At 45.8% G+C, this 19,695-nt stretch carries 18 protein-coding genes; 4 read left to right on the top strand and 14 right to left on the bottom strand.

The genetic code is table 11. From position 1 onward, the window contains the following. Positions 1-84 precede the first annotated feature (84 nt). Positions 85-1,302 carry a mannose-6-phosphate isomerase, class I gene (gene manA, locus M4S28_RS17100; RefSeq protein ID WP_249633301.1) on the bottom strand — a complete coding sequence of 406 codons (1,218 nt, stop codon included), beginning with the start codon at positions 1,300-1,302 and terminating at the stop codon, positions 85-87. A gap of 92 nt (positions 1,303-1,394) precedes the next feature. After that, complete coding sequence (locus tag M4S28_RS17095; protein ID WP_249633300.1) at positions 1,395-3,299, bottom strand: PTS fructose transporter subunit IIABC; 1,905 nt, start codon at positions 3,297-3,299, stop codon at positions 1,395-1,397. Between the two features lie 378 nt (positions 3,300-3,677). On the opposite strand from M4S28_RS17095, the gene M4S28_RS17090 reads away from it, so the two are divergent. Continuing rightward, a complete protein-coding gene (locus tag M4S28_RS17090) occupies positions 3,678-4,517 on the top strand; it encodes a helix-turn-helix transcriptional regulator (RefSeq protein WP_102540827.1) in 840 nt (279 codons plus the stop codon). Positions 4,518-4,581: 64 nt separating this feature from the next. Here the strand turns inward: M4S28_RS17090 and M4S28_RS17085 are convergent, their stop codons facing one another. Together M4S28_RS17085 and M4S28_RS17080 are read right to left on the bottom strand one after the other, a co-directional pair. Continuing rightward, positions 4,582-5,355, bottom strand: a complete 774-nt coding sequence (locus tag M4S28_RS17085; protein WP_054541501.1) for a PTS sugar transporter subunit IIA — start codon at positions 5,353-5,355, stop codon at positions 4,582-4,584. A gap of 7 nt (positions 5,356-5,362) precedes the next feature. Next, a complete protein-coding gene (locus tag M4S28_RS17080) occupies positions 5,363-5,665 on the bottom strand; it encodes a PTS fructose transporter subunit IIB (protein WP_017092228.1) in 303 nt (100 codons plus the stop codon). Between the two features lie 338 nt (positions 5,666-6,003). On the opposite strand from M4S28_RS17080, the gene M4S28_RS17075 reads away from it, so the two are divergent. Further along, positions 6,004-7,875, top strand: coding sequence for a fructose-specific PTS transporter subunit EIIC (locus M4S28_RS17075; RefSeq protein WP_249633299.1), 1,872 nt, complete (start codon positions 6,004-6,006; stop codon positions 7,873-7,875). Between the two features lie 107 nt (positions 7,876-7,982). Here M4S28_RS17075 and M4S28_RS17070 read toward each other — a convergent pair whose 3' ends face one another. Next, complete coding sequence (locus M4S28_RS17070; RefSeq protein ID WP_249633298.1) at positions 7,983-8,567, bottom strand: TetR/AcrR family transcriptional regulator; 585 nt, start codon at positions 8,565-8,567, stop codon at positions 7,983-7,985. A 154-nt stretch (positions 8,568-8,721) separates the two neighbouring features. After that, positions 8,722-8,895, bottom strand: a complete 174-nt coding sequence (locus M4S28_RS17065) for a hypothetical protein (protein WP_162838716.1) — start codon at positions 8,893-8,895, stop codon at positions 8,722-8,724. 401 nt (positions 8,896-9,296) lie between these two features. On the opposite strand from M4S28_RS17065, the gene M4S28_RS17060 reads away from it, so the two are divergent. After that, positions 9,297-11,276: a methyl-accepting chemotaxis protein gene (locus M4S28_RS17060; RefSeq protein ID WP_249633297.1), complete on the top strand. Its 1,980-nt coding sequence runs from the start codon at positions 9,297-9,299 to the stop codon at positions 11,274-11,276. Between the two features lie 147 nt (positions 11,277-11,423). Here the strand turns inward: M4S28_RS17060 and M4S28_RS17055 are convergent, their stop codons facing one another. The 4 genes from M4S28_RS17055 to ohr all read right to left on the bottom strand — a co-directional run bounded on the left by M4S28_RS17055 (position 11,424) and on the right by ohr (position 14,755). Next, on the bottom strand, positions 11,424-12,203 hold the full coding sequence (locus M4S28_RS17055; RefSeq protein ID WP_249633737.1) for a 2OG-Fe(II) oxygenase family protein: 780 nt from the start codon (positions 12,201-12,203) through the stop codon (positions 11,424-11,426). Positions 12,204-12,212: 9 nt separating this feature from the next. Next, positions 12,213-13,553, bottom strand: a complete 1,341-nt coding sequence (locus M4S28_RS17050) for an aldehyde dehydrogenase family protein (RefSeq protein WP_249633296.1) — start codon at positions 13,551-13,553, stop codon at positions 12,213-12,215. A gap of 185 nt (positions 13,554-13,738) precedes the next feature. After that, positions 13,739-14,047, bottom strand: coding sequence for an ArsR/SmtB family transcription factor (locus M4S28_RS17045; protein ID WP_004732945.1), 309 nt, complete (start codon positions 14,045-14,047; stop codon positions 13,739-13,741). 285 nt (positions 14,048-14,332) lie between these two features. Continuing rightward, entirely contained in the window at positions 14,333-14,755 is a 423-nt protein-coding gene (ohr, locus tag M4S28_RS17040; protein WP_249633295.1) for an organic hydroperoxide reductase Ohr, read from the bottom strand. A 128-nt stretch (positions 14,756-14,883) separates the two neighbouring features. Here ohr and ohrR point away from each other — a divergent pair, with 128 nt between their 5' ends. Beyond that, positions 14,884-15,321: a transcriptional regulator OhrR gene (gene ohrR, locus M4S28_RS17035; protein ID WP_249633294.1), complete on the top strand. Its 438-nt coding sequence runs from the start codon at positions 14,884-14,886 to the stop codon at positions 15,319-15,321. Between the two features lie 151 nt (positions 15,322-15,472). On the opposite strand, the gene M4S28_RS17030 is transcribed toward ohrR, so the two are convergent. The 4 genes from M4S28_RS17030 to M4S28_RS17015 form a co-directional block, all read right to left on the bottom strand. Then, positions 15,473-16,216 (bottom strand): GntR family transcriptional regulator, encoded by a 744-nt coding sequence (locus tag M4S28_RS17030; protein ID WP_249633293.1) that lies wholly within the window; start codon positions 16,214-16,216, stop codon positions 15,473-15,475. Positions 16,217-16,336: 120 nt separating this feature from the next. Continuing rightward, the gene (locus M4S28_RS17025) at positions 16,337-17,623 is read right to left on the bottom strand and encodes an L-lactate MFS transporter (protein WP_249633292.1); all 1,287 of its coding nucleotides are present in this window, start codon (positions 17,621-17,623) and stop codon (positions 16,337-16,339) included. A gap of 92 nt (positions 17,624-17,715) precedes the next feature. Further along, positions 17,716-18,669, bottom strand: a complete 954-nt coding sequence (locus M4S28_RS17020; RefSeq protein ID WP_102436665.1) for a PfkB family carbohydrate kinase — start codon at positions 18,667-18,669, stop codon at positions 17,716-17,718. Next, the gene (locus M4S28_RS17015) at positions 18,659-19,681 is read right to left on the bottom strand and encodes an ADP-ribosylglycohydrolase family protein (protein WP_249633291.1); all 1,023 of its coding nucleotides are present in this window, start codon (positions 19,679-19,681) and stop codon (positions 18,659-18,661) included. The genes M4S28_RS17020 and M4S28_RS17015 overlap by 11 nt, the downstream gene beginning before the upstream one ends. Positions 19,682-19,695 lie beyond the last annotated feature (14 nt).

Raw genomic sequence — 19,695 nt, 5'->3', positions numbered from 1 at the left:
GCCAATAGGCTTCGTAAAAACAAAAATGCCCCGCAAAAGCAGGGCATGATCAGTGTGAGTTTATTTAGATTTGCTCAGTGCTGACTAACTGTAAGCGCGTGCAACACGCCCAACACAATCCAGTTTGTAACTCTCAGCATAAGCGGGAATGAAAACCGATTGGCCTTTCTCTATCACACAGGTTTCACCGCATTGATGGGTGAGCACCATGGATTCATCGATCGGCAGCAAGATCTCTGCGCCCTCAGTAGTGATCTCTCTCTTATGAGAATTCTGGACGATAGAGAACTTAAAATCCTCGACGGGAATTTGGTATTCCATTACATCACCTTGCTCAACTGGGCTTAGCAGTAACCTATCCGCAGGCTTTTCATTGAATTGAGTACAAGAGACTAGTTCATTGATATCCATGTACTTAGGTGTCAATCCGGCACGAAGCACATTATCGGAATTCGCCATGATCTCTAATCCAGTCCCTTTGATGTAAGCGTGGGGCGTTTCGGCATCCAAATACATGGCTTGCCCTGGCTTTAGGGTGATCACATTCAATAGCAGCGGGGCAAACAGGCCGACATCACCCGGATACTGTTGTTCCAACTCTGAAATCAACTGGAACACAGGTGTATCTGAAAGCTTCGCCTTCATCAACAACATGGTGAGTGCCATTCCTTTTTGTTCGCCTTCCAAAGACAACAGGCTTGCGAAAAAGCACGCTAATCCATTCGGTGTTTGATCGCCCGCTAAATCGTTGATCATCGAATGCAGCTCTGGAATGTCGAGGTAGTGGAAATGTTCAAGGATCTCGTCGATCGACCTAAAACCATTCATCGCCGTGTAGTCGGTTAGGGCATACACCAGTTCTGGCTTGTGATTGGCATCTTTGTAGTTACGGTTGCCCGCCGTCATTGGAATGCCTTGCTGCTCTTCGAGTGCATACCCAGATTCCGCTTGTTGCTTATTCGGGTGTACTTGAACTGAGAGTGCTTTCTCTGCTGCTAATACCTTAAACAGATACGGCAGCTCACCAAAACGACTCGCCACTTTCTCACTTAGAAACAGGTTTAGGTTCTGAGAGATCAAGCTCGATAGGGTGGTCTGCTGCCCGTTATTGTTCACCATAGAACAACCATTGGGGTGAGCGCCCATCCAGATCTCCGCTTGCGGCTCGCCAGATTGGTTATCAATACCAAACAGTTGGCTAAACGAAGAAGGGCTACCCCATGCGTAGTTCTGAATCACGTTGGTCATAGGGTAGAAAAAGCGTTGTACGAACGAGTCGTTCGCTAAAGAAAAATCAGACATCGAAATCACCATGAAGGGAAACATGGCTTGAGCTCTATTCGTTCCTAAAAAAAGGAGAGTAAAAGGGCTCAAGCCATTGGAGTTGAAATGGCTTAAGCCGCTGCTGTTGTTAGCTTGGCTTTACGTAGGTTTTTGAGCGCAATACAAGTAACCGCAGTTACGCCCGCACCAGACGCCATGCACAGCAGTGCCAACATTGGGTAGTTCATAGCACCGAGTAGAGCCACAACTGGGCCACCGTGAGCCACGCTGTTGGTGATACCAAACGAGAACGCCATAACCGCTGCAGTCATTGAACCAAGTACGTTGGCAGGGATAACCGACATAGGGTCTTGAGCTGCGAAAGGAATCGCACCTTCAGAGATTCCCACCAAGCCCATCGCACCAGCTGCTTTACCCGCTTCAATTTCAGAAGATTCGAACAGGTCGAACTTACGGCCAAGTCTGGTAGCGATAGCCATACCCAGTGGAGCCACAGGAATTGCACACGCCATTGCACCCATGAATTGAGTCTGACCGCTAGCAATCATGCCGACTGAGAATAGGAACGCCACCTTGTTGAATGGGCCGCCCATATCAAAACCAGCCATACCACCCAGTACTATGCCTAGTAGAACCACGTTGCCTGTGCTCATGCTAGTAAGTAGGGCAGTAAGAGCATCCATCAGCCCTGCGATAGGTGCGCCGATAACAAAAATGAACAGACCTGCGATGAACAAAGAGCCAGTGATCGGAGCGATCATGATAGGTACAAGCGGTTGAACGAATTTGTGGTAGTTAAACGAGGTAATCCACTTAACGAAGTAACCCACTAATAGACCGGCAATGATTGCGCCGATGAAGCCAGTGCCTGCGTCAGCGCCGTAGAAAGAACCGTTGTTGGCAATCCAACCGCCAATCAAACCTGGGGTTAGAGCAGGGCGGTCAGCAATCGCGTAAGCAATGTAGCCAGCCAAGATTGGGATCATCAATGTGAAGGCAACCACACCGACTTCTAGAATTTGGTTCCACATGCTGCCAGCAGGAATCGCCATGCCAGACTCGCTTGGCTCGCCGCCAATAGCCAGTGCAAGCGCAATCAAAAGGCCGCCCGTCACCACGAATGGGATCATGTGTGATACGCCATTCATCAAGTAACGGTAAAGGTCAGAACGCGCTTGTGATGCTTTTTCGGCAACGGATTGGTTGGTCGGCGCTTGTTCAGCTTGATAACTTGGCGCGTTGAGAGCTTGTTTGATCAAGCCTTGTGCGTCTTTGATTGGCGCTTTTACGTTGGTGCTGATAACGCGTTTTCCGGCAAAGCGAGCCATGTCGACCTGTTTATCACAAGCCACCACAATCGCATCTGCGCGTTCGATCTCTTCTTGAGTTGGGCTGTTTTTAACGCCGATAGAGCCGTTAGTTTCGACCTTGATGTCGTAGCCAAGAGCCGCCGCGCCTTTTTCTAGTGCTTCGGCGGCTAAATACGTGTGTGCAACGCCAGCTGGGCAGCCAGTTACACCAATGATGAAGCCTTGTTTCTCAACGTTGGTTTCCGTTTCTGAAGGCTCAGGTTTGGTAAGCAGTAATTCCAAAGCTTCTTGTTCAGATTGAGCATTCATGAAGCTTTCGATAAAGCCTTCTTCAATCAGTTTTGAAGAAAGCTCTGCCAGTACTTCGATGTGGTGATTATCACCACCATCAGGAGAGGCAATCATGAAGAATAGTTTTGATGGCTGGCCGTCATCTGCGCCGTACTCGATACCCTGTTGATGGACACCGATAACAACCGCGGGTTTAATCACCGCAGTGCTTTTCGCGTGTGGCAGAGCAATACCTTCTTCAAATCCGGTATTACCTTGTTCTTCACGAGCCTTAATGTCGGCAAGAAACTGTGCTTTGTCTGAGATTCTACCTTGTGCGTAAAGCACGTCTATCAGCTCTTTAAATACGTCTTCTTTTGAATTAGCGCTAAGCGAAAGCTTAATCAAATCTTGATTGATCAATGTCGTGATCATAATGAACCCCTACTCTGTTTTTATTTTGTTAGGGGTATTCTGGAATCTACGGCTTGCCTTCTGTAGTGAAGAAAAAATGCATTTACTGGATGATTGTTGCGTTATAAGTGGAGTGTGATTTTGATCGGTCTAACGGGCGTTTTTAGCCCTGTGTTGACAAGATTTGTCGTGCTTTAAAGCTTTTATTTATAAGGGCTACAGCGTGTTTTGTTATCTGGGAAATTACGTGCCTAATCGATTTCTCCACTGGAGATTTATTTCTAAGACTGGATTTTTGTAACCTAGATCTCAAATTGTGATTTTGCTCAATAGCGCTATGTTTCAGTTACAGGTATATCTATTCCGGTAGCCTTATTGCTGCTTATAAGAGTTCGAATAATGATATTTCATGACTTAATCTCGTCGGTGTTAAATGAGCGAGAACCGTTTCATAACATCTGGTTTGCTGGAGATTTTCATACACCTTCAGCGTGCAGTTATCAGGTGAACTTTCCGCGCTTAGAGCTGGTGCTAGACGGAGAGTATATTAATGAAATGGAGAGTCATGATCGTAAGATCACTAACGTTATTGCCAAAGCCGGAGACGCGATTTTCATCCCACCTAACTGCTGGAATAAACCTAACTGGGATACTGACTGCTCAGTGTTGAGTATGTTGTTTGGTCGTCGTCAGCTGGGTTTAAGTTTGGTGAGTAAGCGCAAAGGGGAAGAGAGCTTTTACGATATTCAAAAGCACAGTATTCAGACTCGATCAGGGTTTGCGATTGATAATATCTTGGAGGCGCTTAGCTCGCTAGCGAGGGAGAGCAACAAGCAGCCGATGGATGAGTTATTGCTGCAAGCTCTACTGCAATACAGTAAAATCATGCTGGAAGCGCCCGTAGAAAAATCTCATAGCCGAGTACAGGATGTGTATCAGGGGATTTGTATCTACATTCAAGAGAACTTCCACCGCCAAATCACCCGAGACAGCATTGCCTCACGCTTTAGCATTTCATCCAATCACTTGTCGCGAATGTTCCGTCAGCAAGGCCACATGACGCTAGCAGAGTACATTACCCGCGTGCGGGTCGATCGCGCTAAGTTTATGCTTAAGAAGTACAACTTCAAACTCAATGAAGTGGCACTACGTTGTGGCTTTAAAGATGTGAACTACTTCTGCCGCGTGTTTAAGAATCGCACCGGTAGAACGCCGACCGAATATCGTGGCTCTAACTAGTTAAGCCGTCTTTTTTAGTTGGGACCGTATTTTTTTGTTGAGCCGTATTTTTGAGTGAGTAGCCTTAAAGCAGGCGAGATGATATGTACATCAACAGAGCTTGCAGGTCGACGCTGCTTCGGGTCTTTTGCAGACGCTCATTGACCTGATCGTGAAGAAGGTTTCGAGTTAGGTTGGTCGCCGCCACAATGTGCTCTCGCTGTGGCTTGGTTGGCAATACCAAAGCAATAGCAACGTGCACTTCGCCAATACGTGATGCCCAGTCAATCGGGTCGTCACTGACAATAACGGCAATTGAGAGATCTTGAGTCGATTCAAACATCACATGCGGCAGTGCGATACCCGGTGACACGCAGGTTGAAGAGCGTTCCTCTCGCTTAATAAATGCCAGAATCAGTTCATCTGGGTCTTCCGGATAAACAAGGTGAGCGAGCCCTTTTAAGCACTCAAATTTGGTCAGTTGGGTTTGCGCCTTAGCGTGGTGCCATTTGATATCACAAGGTGGGCATATCTGCGGCATTCGCTGGATTAGATCTTTCGAGAATTCATGGTTCACTTGTGAGCCAACCATGTCGTAATGCTCAGCAATTACGTCTTTTAGAACGAAACAGGCCAGCTCCGCATCAATCCCAACCGCGGTTATCTGACACAAATCACCACGAAGTAAACCTACTTGCAGCATCGCAACGGATTTGGAGAGATCAGCGGTTCGATTTTGAGTGATGTTGATAATGCGGATGTTGCTTTTGAACTTCTTCGCTAATCGAGTAAGGGGTTGCGCGACATGTGAGTTTGCGGCAGGATCGTCAACGAAGAAGGTGATCTGATATTCGTTCATCAAAAGTTTAAGTTCGACAATGCTTAATAAAGACTTTATCGACACTCAACAGTACCTCTTCCATTGGAACAAATACGGTTTTCGCTGGCTCAAATCGGCTTGGTTGTTCGATGTCGATATCAGAGACGATCAACACTTTGTCTGCGAGGGTAATATCTTGGGCGGTCAATAAGTTTTCAATACCCATAGCGCCTTGCGTCTCAACCTTGATTGAAACGTTGAACTTAGGGGCTGTTTTATTTAGAGCATCAGCTGCCATATAAGTATGCGCAATGCCTGTAGGGCACGCAGTTACCGCTACAATTCTCATTATTATTCTCGGCTTAATCTCGTCCCTGTTACGTTACAAAAGCTACCTTTCAGAAGCTACCTTGGAAAAGCTATCTTGCATGGGAAATCCAGTATAGAAAGCTCGCATGGCGGAGGGACGATATTGTTATGGGTTCTGTGGATTTTATGGATTGGCGTTTTTTATTCCAAGGTGAAAGTCACACTCTGAGTTCTTGGTTACAATAATCCAGTTAATGCACCTTTCGTCCTATATATTGAGTGCCTTCACACCGTTAATCTTTTCATCTTATTAACCTTATCCCTAGGTTAACAGATACTAATTACTTCAGTCTGAAATCAGGCGAGGCAGAGCAGCATATGGATATCACCAACATTATCGAGCCCGAGATCATCTGCTTAGATTTACAAGCAGACTCAAAACAGGCGGTATTTGAAGAGCTTGTTGAACTGCTCGACCGTGCCGGTAAGCTCTCCAATAAACGTGAATTCCTTGATGATATCTGGAAGCGTGAAGCCATCGGTAATACAGGTTTTGACGATGGTATTGCGATTCCACACGCGAAAAGTACTGCCGTAGCTAAACCTGCTGTGGCGGTAGGTATCAGCCGTTCTGGCATCGATTATGGCGCAGACGGCGGCGAGCTGTCGGATGTGTTCTTTATGCTCGCTTCTCCCGATAACCACGACGACCACCATATCGAGGTACTAGCTCAGATTTCGACCAGACTTATCGAAGATGGCTTTGTTACAAAATTAAAGGCGGTGGAGTCGGTCGAGGAAGCTCAAGAGCTATTTCTCGAAGCCAATTTAGAATCGTTCGATAGTTACGCCTCTAGCCATCATGAAGTGTATGTCGAGCCACTCAGCCCTTGGGCACAATCTCTTAATCGCCTTAAAGAACACTTGTTATACGGCACCTCACACATGATTCCGTTCGTGGTCGCGGGTGGTGTGCTTTTGTCTTTGTCGGTAATGATGTCGGGTCATGGCGCTGTGCCTGAGAGCGGCGTTCTGGCTGACATCGCGCAAATGGGCATCGCGGGGCTAACCCTGTTTACTGCGGTACTCGGTGGTTACATCGCGTATTCAATGGCCGACAAACCGGGTTTAGCTCCTGGAATGATTGGTTCTTGGGTGGCGGTTAATCAATACAACACTGGTTTCCTTGGTGCGATTGTGGTCGGCTTTTTCGCAGGCTTTGTGGTTAATCTACTTAAGAAAATTAAGCTGCCAGACAGCATGATCTCGCTGAGCTCTATCTTCATCTATCCGCTTGTCGGCACTTTTGTTACCTGTGGGGCTGTGATGTGGGTGATTGGTGCCCCCATTGCGCAGGTGATGCTTGAGATGAATCAAATGCTGACTGGCATGGCTGGCTCAGGAAAAGTGGTACTGGGTAGCATTCTAGGTGCAATGACCGCGTTTGATATGGGCGGCCCAATCAACAAAGTAGCTACGTTGTTTGCACAAACTCAGGTGAATACTCAGCCATGGTTAATGGGGGGCGTTGGCATTGCCATTTGTACACCCCCATTAGGTATGGCGCTGGCGACTTTCTTATCGCCGAAGAAGTTTAAACGAGACGAACGCGAAGCAGGTAAAGCAGCAGGTATTATGGGAATGATTGGCATCAGTGAAGGTGCAATCCCATTTGCAGCGGCCGATCCTGCGCGTGTTCTGCCTGCGGTTGTGGCTGGTGGCATTGTCGGTAACGTGGTTGGCTTTATGTTCCATGTAGTAAACCATGCTCCTTGGGGGGGCTGGATTGTTTTGCCTGTGGTTGATGGCAAGATTGGCTACATTGTTGGAACGTTAGCGGGTGCACTGACGACGGCTGCGATCGTGATACTGCTTAAAAAGAATGTGGTTGAAGACGAGTCTCGCTCTAATCAATTTGCGGGTGGTTCGGTCACGGAAGAAGGGCAAGCTGATGTACTTGCTATTACTTCTTGCCCGTCAGGTGTCGCGCACACTTTTCTGGCGGCTAAGTCTTTGGAAAAGGCGGCGCATCATCTTGGGGTTCGAATAAAAGTCGAAACACAAGGTGCAAACGGGATAGGCAATCGCATTACACAAAAAGATATTGAAAAAGCTAGGCTAGTGATTTTTGCTCACGATGTGGCAATCAAAGAAGTCGAGCGCTTTGCGAACGTGAAAACCTTAGATGTCAGCACCAAAGAAGCGATGCTTAATGCACAGGCGTTAATCATGACGAAAGTATCAAAGTAATCGGCTCTTGAGATTGGCTGAAAAGCGATAAATAAAAAGACGCCCAAGTATTGATAATAATACTTGGGCGTCTTTTTATATGGGCTGAACTTATATAAGTTCAGCCTCTAAAAAGGGTGGTACTTAAATACATCCTCAACCATCGAATTGAGTAATTCGATGTCGTCGCATGTTTTCGCATAGGTACGCAGGCCAGCGATTTGAACTTGAACATGACGAGCAAGCTGAGCGGGTTCTCGCTCTTTTCTTATCTCACCTAGATCTTGTGATTCAGCTATCAACTTGGCGAATTCACCTTCCATGATCTTTAATGATTTCTTCGCTTCTGCTAATAATTCTGCGTGCTCGTTAGTCAGTTCAGCAACCGTTTTAGCTAACATGCACATGCCGTTAGGAGAGCTCTGTTTAGATTCGACCACGGCGCGCTTCACAAAATTTTCGAGCGCTTTAATCGGCGAGTCCGTTTCACTGCGGAAGCGGTTCAGATTGAGAATGCCAAGCTCGGTATAACGAGCAAGAGTTTCCTTAAATAGGCCTTCTTTACTGCCAAAAGTCGCGTAGATGCTGCCCGGACGCATATCAATCACGTCTTGTAGGTTGCGCATAGAAGTCGCGTGAAAGCCCTTTTCCCAATACAGGTTAGTTGCTTTATCTACTACATCTTGTCTATCGAACTTCGCTGTCTTGGCCATAACATCTACTTCATTAATCTGAACATATGTTCAATATTTTATGCTGAACGCCCGTTCTAGTAAAGAAGAGCCAGTAAGAAAGTGAGCCGCTTAGTTTAGTTATTTGCTAAGTGTTTGAAACAAAGTGGCCAGTGTGTAGTCACAAGGCTGAATTTTACGCGTCGACTACTTCTACAGTTTTATGTTGCGCACCGTAATAGGTGCCTTCATCAATGGTATACATTAGAGTTTCATCGCATTCTGGGCAGTTGAATTCTTCGTTGGGTTCAATTGCTGCCTCTTCTACCCACTCCCATCCAATGTTTTCTTCGCAAGCAGGACAATTCATAAAACCTCTAATTATGCATCTACGTTAATTTTAAGAGCTCGGCATTATACATATTTGATGTTGAATTTATAGATGATCGCGAGTGCATGGTTTGGTAAGGATTATACTGCGAGTACCGATCTACCTCTTTGTGGCTATGCATAAACTGTCAATTTTTAGTCACTCCGCCAATATAATGTTGTTGCACGCATTTGTATGGCTACTAAGGTTGCATAGCTTGCAGTTTTATAAATAAATCAATGAGTTTTGTAAGGTTAAGTGTTAGATTTATCGATTGCCGTCGATATAGAACGGTAATTGTTAAAACTGAATAATTATATGATCTCAACAAGGGCATACCGGTTTAGAAGTGTGTCTAATTACATGACAGATAGAGATTTGTTAGCTGCTAGGGAATAAAAATGAAATTATCCGATATGTCTTTTAAGCAAAAAATAATTGCTTTGCTTATTTTGCCGATCTTAGGGTTTCTATGGCTCAGTGTTTCTGCGATTTCAAAAGGCGTAGAAACGACGAGTGAAATGTCTTCATTGAATCAACTGACACGCTTGTCGGTTGTTTACAGTGAATTGGTGCATGAGTTGCAAAAAGAGCGAGGCATGACGGCTGGCTTTATCGGCTCACAGGGTACTCAGTTTGTCAGTGAACTACGCTCACAAAGAACAAGTGCGGATACTCGACGTGACCAAAGAAACGAATATTGGCAGTCTGCTGATATCGATTTGCCGCAAATCACAAAGTTGAATACAGAAATCAGCCGAAGCCTTAATCAGATAACCACGATTCGTAATCGAGTGGATTCTCAATCTATCCCGCTTTCTGAAGCTTTGGGTTACTACACAAAACTGAATGCAAAGTTGCTTAGCGTATCGGCCTTAATTGCTGAGCTGAGTTCTGATGCCACCATTACGACTGAAACCATCGCTTACTACAACTTCTTGCAAGGTAAAGAGCGAGCAGGTATCGAGCGCGCTGTCCTCAACAACACCTTTTCTAAAAATGAGTTTGGCCCAGGTATGCTGGTGAAATTCATCTCCTTGGTGACAGAGCAAAATACCTACTTCTCAAACTTCGAAGTGTTGAGCAACTCAGCCAACGTGCGTTTCTTTGAGCAACAGTTGAATGACCGCTCGATCGCAGAAGTAGAGAAGCTTCGTGATCTCGCTGAATCGAAAATGAGTGGTTTTGATGTTGACCCTGTTTACTGGTTCTCTCAATCAACGGCTCGAATTGTTCAGTTAAAGAAAACAGAGAATCAACTTGCGGACTCATTGATTGTTTTGACGGAGCAAAAAACTCAGGACGCTCAATCAGCGATGATGGCCAGTATTGCGATGTTTGTGGTGATCACCCTGTTCGCCACGTTTGTGAGCTTTAAAGCGATCACTGACCTAACGAGACGAGTTAAAGATCTAACGCGAGTGCTATCTAAAGTTCGTAATGACAATGACTTAACCGTTCGTGCGACTTATGCAGGCAATAGCGAATTGGGTCAGATATCTTCATCGCTTAATGAAACACTAGAGAAGTTCTCCGGGGTTATTGATAGCTTATCTCAATCTAGCCTGACACTGGCTTCAGCAGCAGAAGAAACTGCGCAAACATGCCAATACAATTCCAATACCTTGGTTGAGCAGCAAGACCAAATTGGTTTGATCGCAACAGCGACTGAAGAGCTGTCAGCGACAGTGAATGAAGTTGCGGCTAAAACTCAGCAGACAGCAAGCTCGGCTAAAATGGTCGATGAGCAATCGCAAGAAGGCTTGAGTACCGTTCAGCACTCTTACCAATCGATAGAAACGCTGGCCTCTGAAATTAACGGTTTGGCTGAGAAAATTACTCACCTACACGAAAGCAGCAATAACATTAACAGTGTGATTGATGTGATTAAGTCGGTTGCAGACCAAACTAACTTGTTGGCGCTGAATGCGGCGATTGAAGCGGCTCGTGCTGGTGAACAAGGTCGTGGTTTCGCAGTTGTAGCAGATGAAGTTCGTACACTGGCGCAGCGTACGCAAGAGTCGACGTTAGAGATTGAGGGCTTCATCAGTTCACTTCAATCAGATGTGCAAACGGCATTTAACGTGATTGATAACAGCAAGAAGATGTCATCGAAAGCGGTTGAAGATTCAAAAGATGTAGAGAATACGCTGCAAGGTATTTCGACCGCGGTCAGTGAGATCTTTAGTATGACAGAGCAGATTGCAACGGCAACAGAAGAACAAGCCGTTGTGACACAAGACATTGCTCAGAACGTAGTTGCGGTAGAGCAGAAGTCGACGGAATCGACGACGGGCGCAACACAAATTGCAGCGACAGCTAAAGAACAAGCAGAACTGGCAACATCACTGAAAGAGCTCTCGAGTACGTTTAAGAGTTAATCTGTCCGAGCTCATGGCTAATAGCTAATAGCTAAGAGTCTAAAGTTAAGATCTATCGAATCTTATATAACGAAATGTCCCGCTTAGAGCGGGACATTTTTTTGCAGAGACAAAGCTACTAAGACAACAACTTATGAAGATAACAAGCTAAAGTTCAAACAACACATCGGTACGAACAATGTACTTGGTTCCAGACAGTATTGGCGCAGAACCATGTATGCAATGGGCTGGATGAGTACCGTGAGGGAAGCACAGAACGCTGCCGCTTGGTGTTCTAACCGATTCTATATTCGCATGCTCCTGATGATGCCCTTGACGACGAGCAGGCTTACTCGGGTCATTTCGGTTAACCATAAATTGAGTTTCGCCGCCAACAAAGTCGTCACTTAATAGAATCAAGAAGGTATACATGCTCCAACGGTCGCCAAACGAATCATCGACTAACTCCCCATCGACAACCTGACTACCAGGCCACGATCCATCGGCATGCATCTTAAAGAAGTCCCCTTCATCGTAACGATAAAAGCGAAAACGACCGTTAATACCCAAAGGTTTCACGTCAGCAAAGTGATCGTATTTATCAACGAAATGATCTTGGCAACGCTTCCAAATAATCTCGAGGGTTTCAGTATCCGCGATCAAGTTGAGATTCTGATTGTGACGAACTTCTCTCGGTAAAGAAACGGCTGCATCTTCCGTAAAGCCAAGTTGGTTGGCTTCATCGAGTATGCGCTGAACTTCTTCAGGGAGCAGCACATCGAGTAACTGGAAAGCACCCGGTACATTGTTTACTTCAGCGCGTGTCACCGCGTTTACGTGGTTATCAAGTGCAAATGGATTAGCCGATTTTGGTGCCCATACGGGTAGGTCACTGCGTTGAGTGCCTGATTCGCGTCTAACTACATAAAAATTTTCATTGTTAATCATCATGGGCCCTTATTTTGAAACCACTTTTACTTGTGCAAACTGACGGTGTCCGTCAACAGAACCATGGAATCCCAAGCCGCTCTGTTTCGCGCCAACCCATGGGGCATCACCACTGCCGCCTTGTCCTTGATTAATGCCAACCATGCCAGCGTCAAGTTCGTCAGCAACGTCATTGACGCCTTGGTTTCCAAAGACCACAGCACCTAGGCCGTACTCACTGGCGTTGGCTCGCTCAATCGCATCTTCAATGTTGGAATAGTGACTGATCGCGACAACTGGACCGAAAGTCTCTTCTGTTTCGAGTTTCATTTCTGCTGTCATTCCGGTGATTACTGTAGGGCGGATATAACGCTCGGGTTGCTTAGGACTGCCTAAAAGGAAAGTCGCTCCTTTCTGTTGCGCGTCTTCTAGCTGTTCGACAATCTTGCGATGTTGTGTGGCATTAATGATTGGCCCGATATTGACGTTCGGCATATCCCACGGGCCAATCTGGTACATGTTGGCGATCTCGGTGACACGTTGTTCAAATTTTTCAGCGATACGATCATCAACATAGATACGTTCAATTGAAGTACACATTTGCCCTGAGTTCTCAAAGCTGCCTGCGACGGCAAAGCGAGCTGCTTGTTCTAGGTTGGCATCACGCATCACAATCATTGGGTCTTTGCCACCTAACTCCATGACCAAGCGTTTTACCTTGCTCGCTGCACGTCGCATGATGTCTTGGCCTGTTGCTTTTGAGCCAGTGAACGCGATCATTTGGATGTCGCCTTCGACTAATGCTTTGCCTGTTTCACCATCACCTTGCATCACGGTCAAGACATTCTTTGGTAAGTGCTTTTGCAGTTCACCAAAGAATGCTTCAGCGATGAGAGGTGTCTCTTCTGAAGGTTTTAGAATCACGCTATTGCCGGCGACCAGTGCTGGCACAATGAGGTTGTTTGCCATCATCACCGGGTAGTTCCAAGGAGATATAACTCCGACAACACCTAGTGGACGGTATTGAAGTTCTGTTGAGCCGGGTAATTTTCGAGTGTTGAGTGCACGCTGAGCATCTTCTGCATAGTGCTGACCCATGTAGATCGCACCGGTTGCTTCTCCGGTCGCACGGCGAATGTCTTTACCCATTTCACGAGCAAGCATCTGTGAGAGGGACTCTTCGTACTTATCAAGTTGTTGATAGGCTTTGATAATGGTCAGCACTCGCTCGTTCATCGAAAGTTTGCGCCATGCTTTTTGTGCTGCTTTTGCTTTGTGGATGGTTTGAGTTACTTCTTCAGCCGAAGTGTGGTTTACCTCGCCAAGGAGTTCACCATTACTTGGGTCAAAGGATTGAATAGACTTGTTCATGTTTGTCGGCTCCGCTGCATTTTTAGTATCGGCATCATTATTATTGAATAGTGCGATAACTAGATATCTAAAAATCTCGATATGTTGATTTTTAAAAATGATATTCGTCATAAAGGATGGCGTGATTCCATCCAGTTTTCATCTTGCTATCTAACTGCTGTTCTGTTGATTTTTGTTCTTTTCAACTAAAGGGAATCAGACAGCGCTTTCAGGAATTTCTCGATGTATTCGTCATTACGCTTGTAGTAAGTCCACGAGCCAATGCGTTTTGATGTCACTAACTTCGCACGCTGCAGGTTCGAGAGGTAAGAAGAAACGGTAGATTGAGATAAGCCACTCTTCTCCTGAATAATGCTAACGCATACCCCCTCAACATCGGTATCAACGAGTTGTTTCTCTAAGTTAAAGTGCTCTTGAGGCGACTTAAGCCAATGAAGAATATCTCTGCGTACAGGGTTGTTGATGGATTTTAAAATTTCGTTCACGTCTGACATGGTGTTTGACTGCTATTTCCGATTTAAATGAAATATACCCTTGAAACTAAGATATCGCAATATGTCGATATCTATTTTCGGTGTCTGCCAATCTGGCGTTACGGTGTCTGCCAATCCGACGTTGCGGGATCTGAGTATCGATTTGTTTTGGTAAGGCTTGTTCGCTATTAACTAATGAACAATCCCCAAGTTACTCGCTCAAAGCAAAGTAACTTAGGGATAAGGCTCAATTTTAGGCGTCTACTGACATCTCTATAAGCGTATCTTTCTGGTTTAACTTTGAGACTAAAGCGCTTGTCCGTTAACCGACAATTTTACATCAATGTTGCCACGAACAGCATTTGAGTAAGGGCAAACTTGGTGCGCCGTTTTCACAAGCGTAACAGCTTGTTCTTGCTCTAGATCCAGTTGAATCGATAGAGCAACCGTTAAAGTAAAGCCACCGTTTTCATTTGGTCCAATACCGACTGTTGCAGTGGTTGGCGCCGATGCGATTTTAATTTTCATCTCTTTCGCAACGTGAAGTAGAGCATTTGAGAAACACGCAGAGTAGCCCGCAGCAAACAGTTGCTCAGGGTTGGTCGCTTCACCTGTACCACCCATCTCTTTAGGGTAGCTCAACGCCACTGAAAGCAGATTGTCATCAGTAGAAACTTGGCCGTTACGACCCGCCGTTGCTGTTGCAGAAGTTGTGTAGAGTGTTGTCATTGTTTTAGTCCTTAATTATGATTTTGTACAATTAAGTTGTGCGCAACTCAATTTTAAAGCTAGCTTAATTGATAAAATTTGAGCGCGCAAGTATATTGTGCACAATTTAAATTATTGGTGAGGCGATCATGAGCGACCAAGATGACTATCTAAAGCTGGATAATCAGGTGTGTTTCGCGCTGTATAGTGCATCGAATGCAATGAGTAGAGCGTATCAACCTTTGCTGAAAGCACTTGATCTTACTTACTTGCAATACATTGTGATGATGGTGCTTTGGGAAGAAAAAGAGATAAATGTCAAAGCGCTAGGCGCAAAAACGCATTTAGATTCTGGTACATTGACGCCATTACTCAAGCGTTTGGAAGCGAAAGGTTATGTGCTTAGAACTCGCAGTGCTGAAGATGAACGAGTTCGGGTTATTAAACTGACACCTGCGGGGGTAGAGCTCAAAGAGCAAGCGCAAACAGTGCCAGTAGAAATGTTGTGTCTTTCTAAGATGAATGAAGATGAGCTTAAATCGCTAAAAGCCCAGTGTGAGCAATTGCTTGGTAATTTGACCAAGTGAGAAAGCCCTTTTAGCTCTCGGCAATGATAATAAGAAAACGAAAAAGCCCGTTAGTCCTACTGTTAATTAGTTGCGATTGCTAATTCGAGTAAGACTAACGGGCTTTTTGTATCTGCTGTCATTATTGATGCTAGGAGCTAGGAGCTAGGAGCTAGTCTTCGCTCACGAACACATACATATCACCACGACAGCGGTTGATACTGTATTCAATCGGCACGCCTTTTTTGTCGTAAGCGGTTTGCTCGATAAGCAGCACTGGCACTGTTTCATCAATGTTGAGCTTCTCTAGAAACTCTTCGGTTGGCATCTTAGCGGATACACGACTTTGTGTTTTGGTTGGCGAGATATCTTGGCTACGGAAGTAGTCGTAAAGCGACAACTGAATCTCGTCTGGGTCGTGGATAAGATGCGCAGGAACGTAAGACTCTTCAATAGATACGGCTTGCTCGTCGATGTAACGAACGCGCTTCAATAGAAAAACTTGATCGTTCTCTGCAATTTTTAGCATCTTAGCTATTTCAGTAGAACACGCAATCACGTCTTTCTTAATCCATAACGTGTCGGGCTTTTTGCCTTTCAAAACCACTTGTTGAGAGAAGCCGGTCGCTTCTTTACTGGAGTACTCAACGGTTTCACTGATCATGGTACCCAAACCGCGAGAGCGAACAATCACGCCTTCTTTATCTAATATATCCAACGCTTTACGAACGGTGATACGAGACACACCAAGCTTGTCACTGAACTCACGCTCGGTAGGAATGAAGTCTCCACCTTTGAGCATCTGTTGCTCAGTCGCTAGCTTCACTGAATCGGCAATCTTCAGATATAAGGGTGATTTATCTTTCTGTTCGATTCGTTCTTGAATCAGGGTAAGCAGTGGTTGATAAGCGCTCATAAAGGTCTGTTTTAGCTTTTATATTTAACTGAAGTATACCCGAAGTCCCAGCCCACACTTAATAGAAATGTGAAATATGAGGGCGAAACAAAGATTCCACCACTCAGAGGTTTTATCAGGTTAGCTTGAACGTTCTGGTTGGTAATGTGGGGCTAACTCTGTGTCGCTACTAGGCTCTGTTGAAATGGGTTTTACTTTGAAGGTTAGAACTGTGGCTATACTCACCAACATCGCACAGATCAAATAGGCTATCGAGTAACTGCCATACCAATCAACGGATATTGCCGCAAGGATAGGGCCGATAAAGCCGCCAATGCCCCAAGCGGTATAAAGTACACCGTAGTTTGCGCCAAAGTTTTTCAGGCCGTATAAGTCTGCCATGATTGAAGGAAACACCGCTAACAAGGTGCCATATCCAATGCCTGCCAACGCTGCGCCAACCATTAGAGTCGGACTAGACACAAACTGGCTGAACAGCAGCATATTGATGGTTTGCAATCCAAGCGCGATGGCTAATGTTTTCAACGCACCAATCTTGTCGCTCAATAGCCCAGAGACTAATCGACCTGCTGAGTTGAATATCGATAAGGTCACAATCAAATAAGCGCCTTCTAAGATATTGGCTTGCTCAGCAGCAATCGAGGTGATGTTGGCGATGATCATCAAGCCAGCGGCAGCACCGAAGGCGTAAGTGAACCACAACAGGTAGAACTGCTTGGTGGCGAGCATCTCTTTCCACATGTAATTTCGGGCGGGAGGTGGTGTAGGCTTTGATAAGTCAGATTCTTCTGAGTTGGCTTTCGGCTCATACCCAACTGGCGGGTTTTTGATCGAACAAGCCAGTGGGAAAGCAATGATGATGAGCCCAGTTCCAAGTATGCGAAGGCTTTGTTCCAATCCAACGACGGATATTAGGTAACTTGTAAGCGGTGCTAAATAGATAGCCGCAAGGCCAAATGCCGTGGCGAGTAACCCATTGACCATGCCTTTCTGAGAAGAGTGAAACCACTTCATTGCCGTTGGGTTCAAGCATGCGTAAGCGAAGCCAATTCCCGCACCAGTGACCAAACCAAAGCTCATATTCAGATTCCATGGCGTCAAAGATAGGCTCGCTAAGATCATTCCTGTGCCCGCCATCAAAGAGCCCACCATCAATACCTTTTGGGGACCAATCTTATCTTGAATACGACCAGCAATGAGTAGTGCCAATGAAAGAGTGATGATAGTGATCGTGTAGGGCATCGAAGCTTGAGTGTTGTTCCAACCGAGTTCTAAAAGTGAGTTTTTGAATACACTCCAGGTATAGAGAACACCGATGCACAGGTTGATTCCACAGCTTGCGAGCAGGATCCTTGTTGCTTTGTTATTTGCAATTGAAAAGCGGTTCAAAGCAGAAAATTTAATCATGGGAGAAAGGCCAAAAAGGTAGGTAAAAAAAGACAGGCGTAACAAAAAGGCCCAGTAAGACTGAGCCTAGTGTGTACATGAATTAGCCAGGGTTAATATTGGTTAAGGTAGCGAGTAATCTCATCCACGCTTGGGGCACAGTCGCCACCTACATGGCTCACCACGTAAGATGCCACGGCGTTGCCTAACAAGATTGCGTCGGGCAATTCCCAGCCAGAAGCCAAGCCAGCTAATACGCCTCCGGCATGGGTGTCACCTGCGCCAATAGTATCAACCACTGTTGCTTTAAATGGCGCAACGTTTCCGTAGCCGTCATGAGTGGCGAATAAAGCACCATCACTGTCGATGCGCAAAATCAGCGGGCAGCGATAAGTGTGATGCCATTGCTCAACGAAGGTGTTGATGTCTTGCATACCCAGAACTTCAGCTTCTTGGCGATTCAAAGATACCGTTGGTTTCAGTTTGATTAGGCGATCAAATAGCGGTTTTGGAATATCACCAATACGAGGGCCAAAATCGATGAACAGCTCAATGCTGTTGGGCAACGTTTCCAGCCAGCTAACGATCTCTTCACCACAACCCGAAGACAACTGATAACCAGAAAGGTAGATAATCGCATCATCTTGAAGATCTAACTGATCAAGTGCTTGTTGGTTCCAGTTGTTCTCGACACCGCTAACAGACAAGAAGGTTCGTTCACCGTCTGGCTCCACGAGCGCTAAGCACCAGCCATTGTCGCCACTTGGATCTTGTAGGTGACTTGTTAGGCCTTTTTCAGCCATTGCTGTGGTGATGATGTCAGCCCACTTACCTTGACCAATTGGTAAGGCATTGATTGATTCAACGCCCAGCTTTTTCAGAGCAATCGCGATATTTAGAGCGCAACCGCCGACATGAATGCCTTTCTCGGTCAGCTCTACATCGGTGCCACGCTTCGGTAGGGCCGGTGTTTCTGTCACGATATCGACCACAGCCGCACCAATCAGGCACAATTGTCGTTGATTCTTGAGGGTTGGAATCAGTGTAATCAAAGAACTATGAGGCATACCCTTGCTCCTTAATTTCTCTTAGACGCAGGAAGGTGGCGGCGTAACCTGCAAAGTCGAGTTGGTTTTCATCATCAAGCTGTTTTTTTAGATCGACATCGATAGCTTGGATACCATTCAGTGCACCACAAATAGCGGTCGCCATCGCACCAATCGTGTCGGTATCACCACCTAAGTTAGCACACAAGATCGCACAGCGGTTTGGATCGGTTTGCGCCAATTCAACCATCGCAATGGCTGCTGGTACCGATTCAATTGTGCTCACGCCAGCACCGATTAAGTTGTAGACTTTTTCCATGCGTTCTTCAATGCCGCTGTTTTCTGAAGCAACCATCAAAGCAAGTTCAATACGAGCGCCCATTGAGGCACTGAATGTGGTGATGTTCTTGGTTTGTGCTGCGTTGGCGATCGCAGGTAATTGATCTTTAATTTCGCTCCAACTATGTCCTTCAATCGCTTTTGATACCGACCAAGCAATCGCAACCGCACCCGCTATTGCGACATCTGATTTGTGTGTTGGGCTTGAAGCCAGTGCGACTTGATCGATGAAGGTGTCTAAGCTGGCGGTAGGAACTAGGCAGCCCATTGGCGATACGCGCATCGCAGCACCGTTAGTCACACCGTTGTTTTCAAGCTCATCAATTGAAGTGCCTTCTTTAATCGCACGCATCGCAGCTTTTGAGCTAGGGCCGAAAATGTTTTTGTTGAATGCGTCGAAGCCTTCAGCCCAGCTCAATACGTTGCGAGCAATGATCTCTGGTGAGATTTCTCCGTCGCATTCGATGATAGCGTCAGCAAGAGCTAGCGCCATTGAGGTGTCATCCGTGAACTGGCAAGCATCGAAATAACAAGCGGCGTTGTTTTCAGCAGGCCCCGGTAGGAAAGAGTCAATCCAACCAAAGTGTGCTTTTACTCGGCTTCTTGGCCAAAGCTCTGATGGCATTCCCATTGAATCACCCAGTGCTTGACCATAAAAAGTGCCTAAAATTCTTTCTTGTTTCGAAATGTTCATCTTACTTCACCAAA

Origin of the sequence: Vibrio sp. J383, assembly GCF_023503985.1 — a bacterium.
GTDB lineage: Bacteria > Pseudomonadota > Gammaproteobacteria > Enterobacterales > Vibrionaceae > Vibrio > Vibrio splendidus.
This window is presented reverse-complemented; position numbering and strand designations above follow the sequence as displayed.

Coding starts and splice junctions, on each gene's coding strand:
- manA (WP_249633301.1), bottom strand. CDS start 1,302: ATGTCTGATTTTTCTTTAGCGAACGACTCGTTCGTACAACGCTTTTTC.
- M4S28_RS17095 (WP_249633300.1), bottom strand. CDS start 3,299: ATGATCACGACATTGATCAATCAAGATTTGATTAAGCTTTCGCTTAGC.
- M4S28_RS17090 (WP_102540827.1), top strand. CDS start 3,678: ATGATATTTCATGACTTAATCTCGTCGGTGTTAAATGAGCGAGAACCG.
- M4S28_RS17085 (WP_054541501.1), bottom strand. CDS start 5,355: ATGAACGAATATCAGATCACCTTCTTCGTTGACGATCCTGCCGCAAAC.
- M4S28_RS17080 (WP_017092228.1), bottom strand. CDS start 5,665: ATGAGAATTGTAGCGGTAACTGCGTGCCCTACAGGCATTGCGCATACT.
- M4S28_RS17075 (WP_249633299.1), top strand. CDS start 6,004: ATGGATATCACCAACATTATCGAGCCCGAGATCATCTGCTTAGATTTA.
- M4S28_RS17070 (WP_249633298.1), bottom strand. CDS start 8,567: ATGGCCAAGACAGCGAAGTTCGATAGACAAGATGTAGTAGATAAAGCA.
- M4S28_RS17065 (WP_162838716.1), bottom strand. CDS start 8,895: ATGAATTGTCCTGCTTGCGAAGAAAACATTGGATGGGAGTGGGTAGAA.
- M4S28_RS17060 (WP_249633297.1), top strand. CDS start 9,297: ATGAAATTATCCGATATGTCTTTTAAGCAAAAAATAATTGCTTTGCTT.
- M4S28_RS17055 (WP_249633737.1), bottom strand. CDS start 12,203: ATGATTAACAATGAAAATTTTTATGTAGTTAGACGCGAATCAGGCACT.
- M4S28_RS17050 (WP_249633296.1), bottom strand. CDS start 13,553: ATGAACAAGTCTATTCAATCCTTTGACCCAAGTAATGGTGAACTCCTT.
- M4S28_RS17045 (WP_004732945.1), bottom strand. CDS start 14,047: ATGTCAGACGTGAACGAAATTTTAAAATCCATCAACAACCCTGTACGC.
- ohr (WP_249633295.1), bottom strand. CDS start 14,755: ATGACAACACTCTACACAACTTCTGCAACAGCAACGGCGGGTCGTAAC.
- ohrR (WP_249633294.1), top strand. CDS start 14,884: ATGAGCGACCAAGATGACTATCTAAAGCTGGATAATCAGGTGTGTTTC.
- M4S28_RS17030 (WP_249633293.1), bottom strand. CDS start 16,216: ATGAGCGCTTATCAACCACTGCTTACCCTGATTCAAGAACGAATCGAA.
- M4S28_RS17025 (WP_249633292.1), bottom strand. CDS start 17,623: ATGATTAAATTTTCTGCTTTGAACCGCTTTTCAATTGCAAATAACAAA.
- M4S28_RS17020 (WP_102436665.1), bottom strand. CDS start 18,669: ATGCCTCATAGTTCTTTGATTACACTGATTCCAACCCTCAAGAATCAA.
- M4S28_RS17015 (WP_249633291.1), bottom strand. CDS start 19,681: ATGAACATTTCGAAACAAGAAAGAATTTTAGGCACTTTTTATGGTCAA.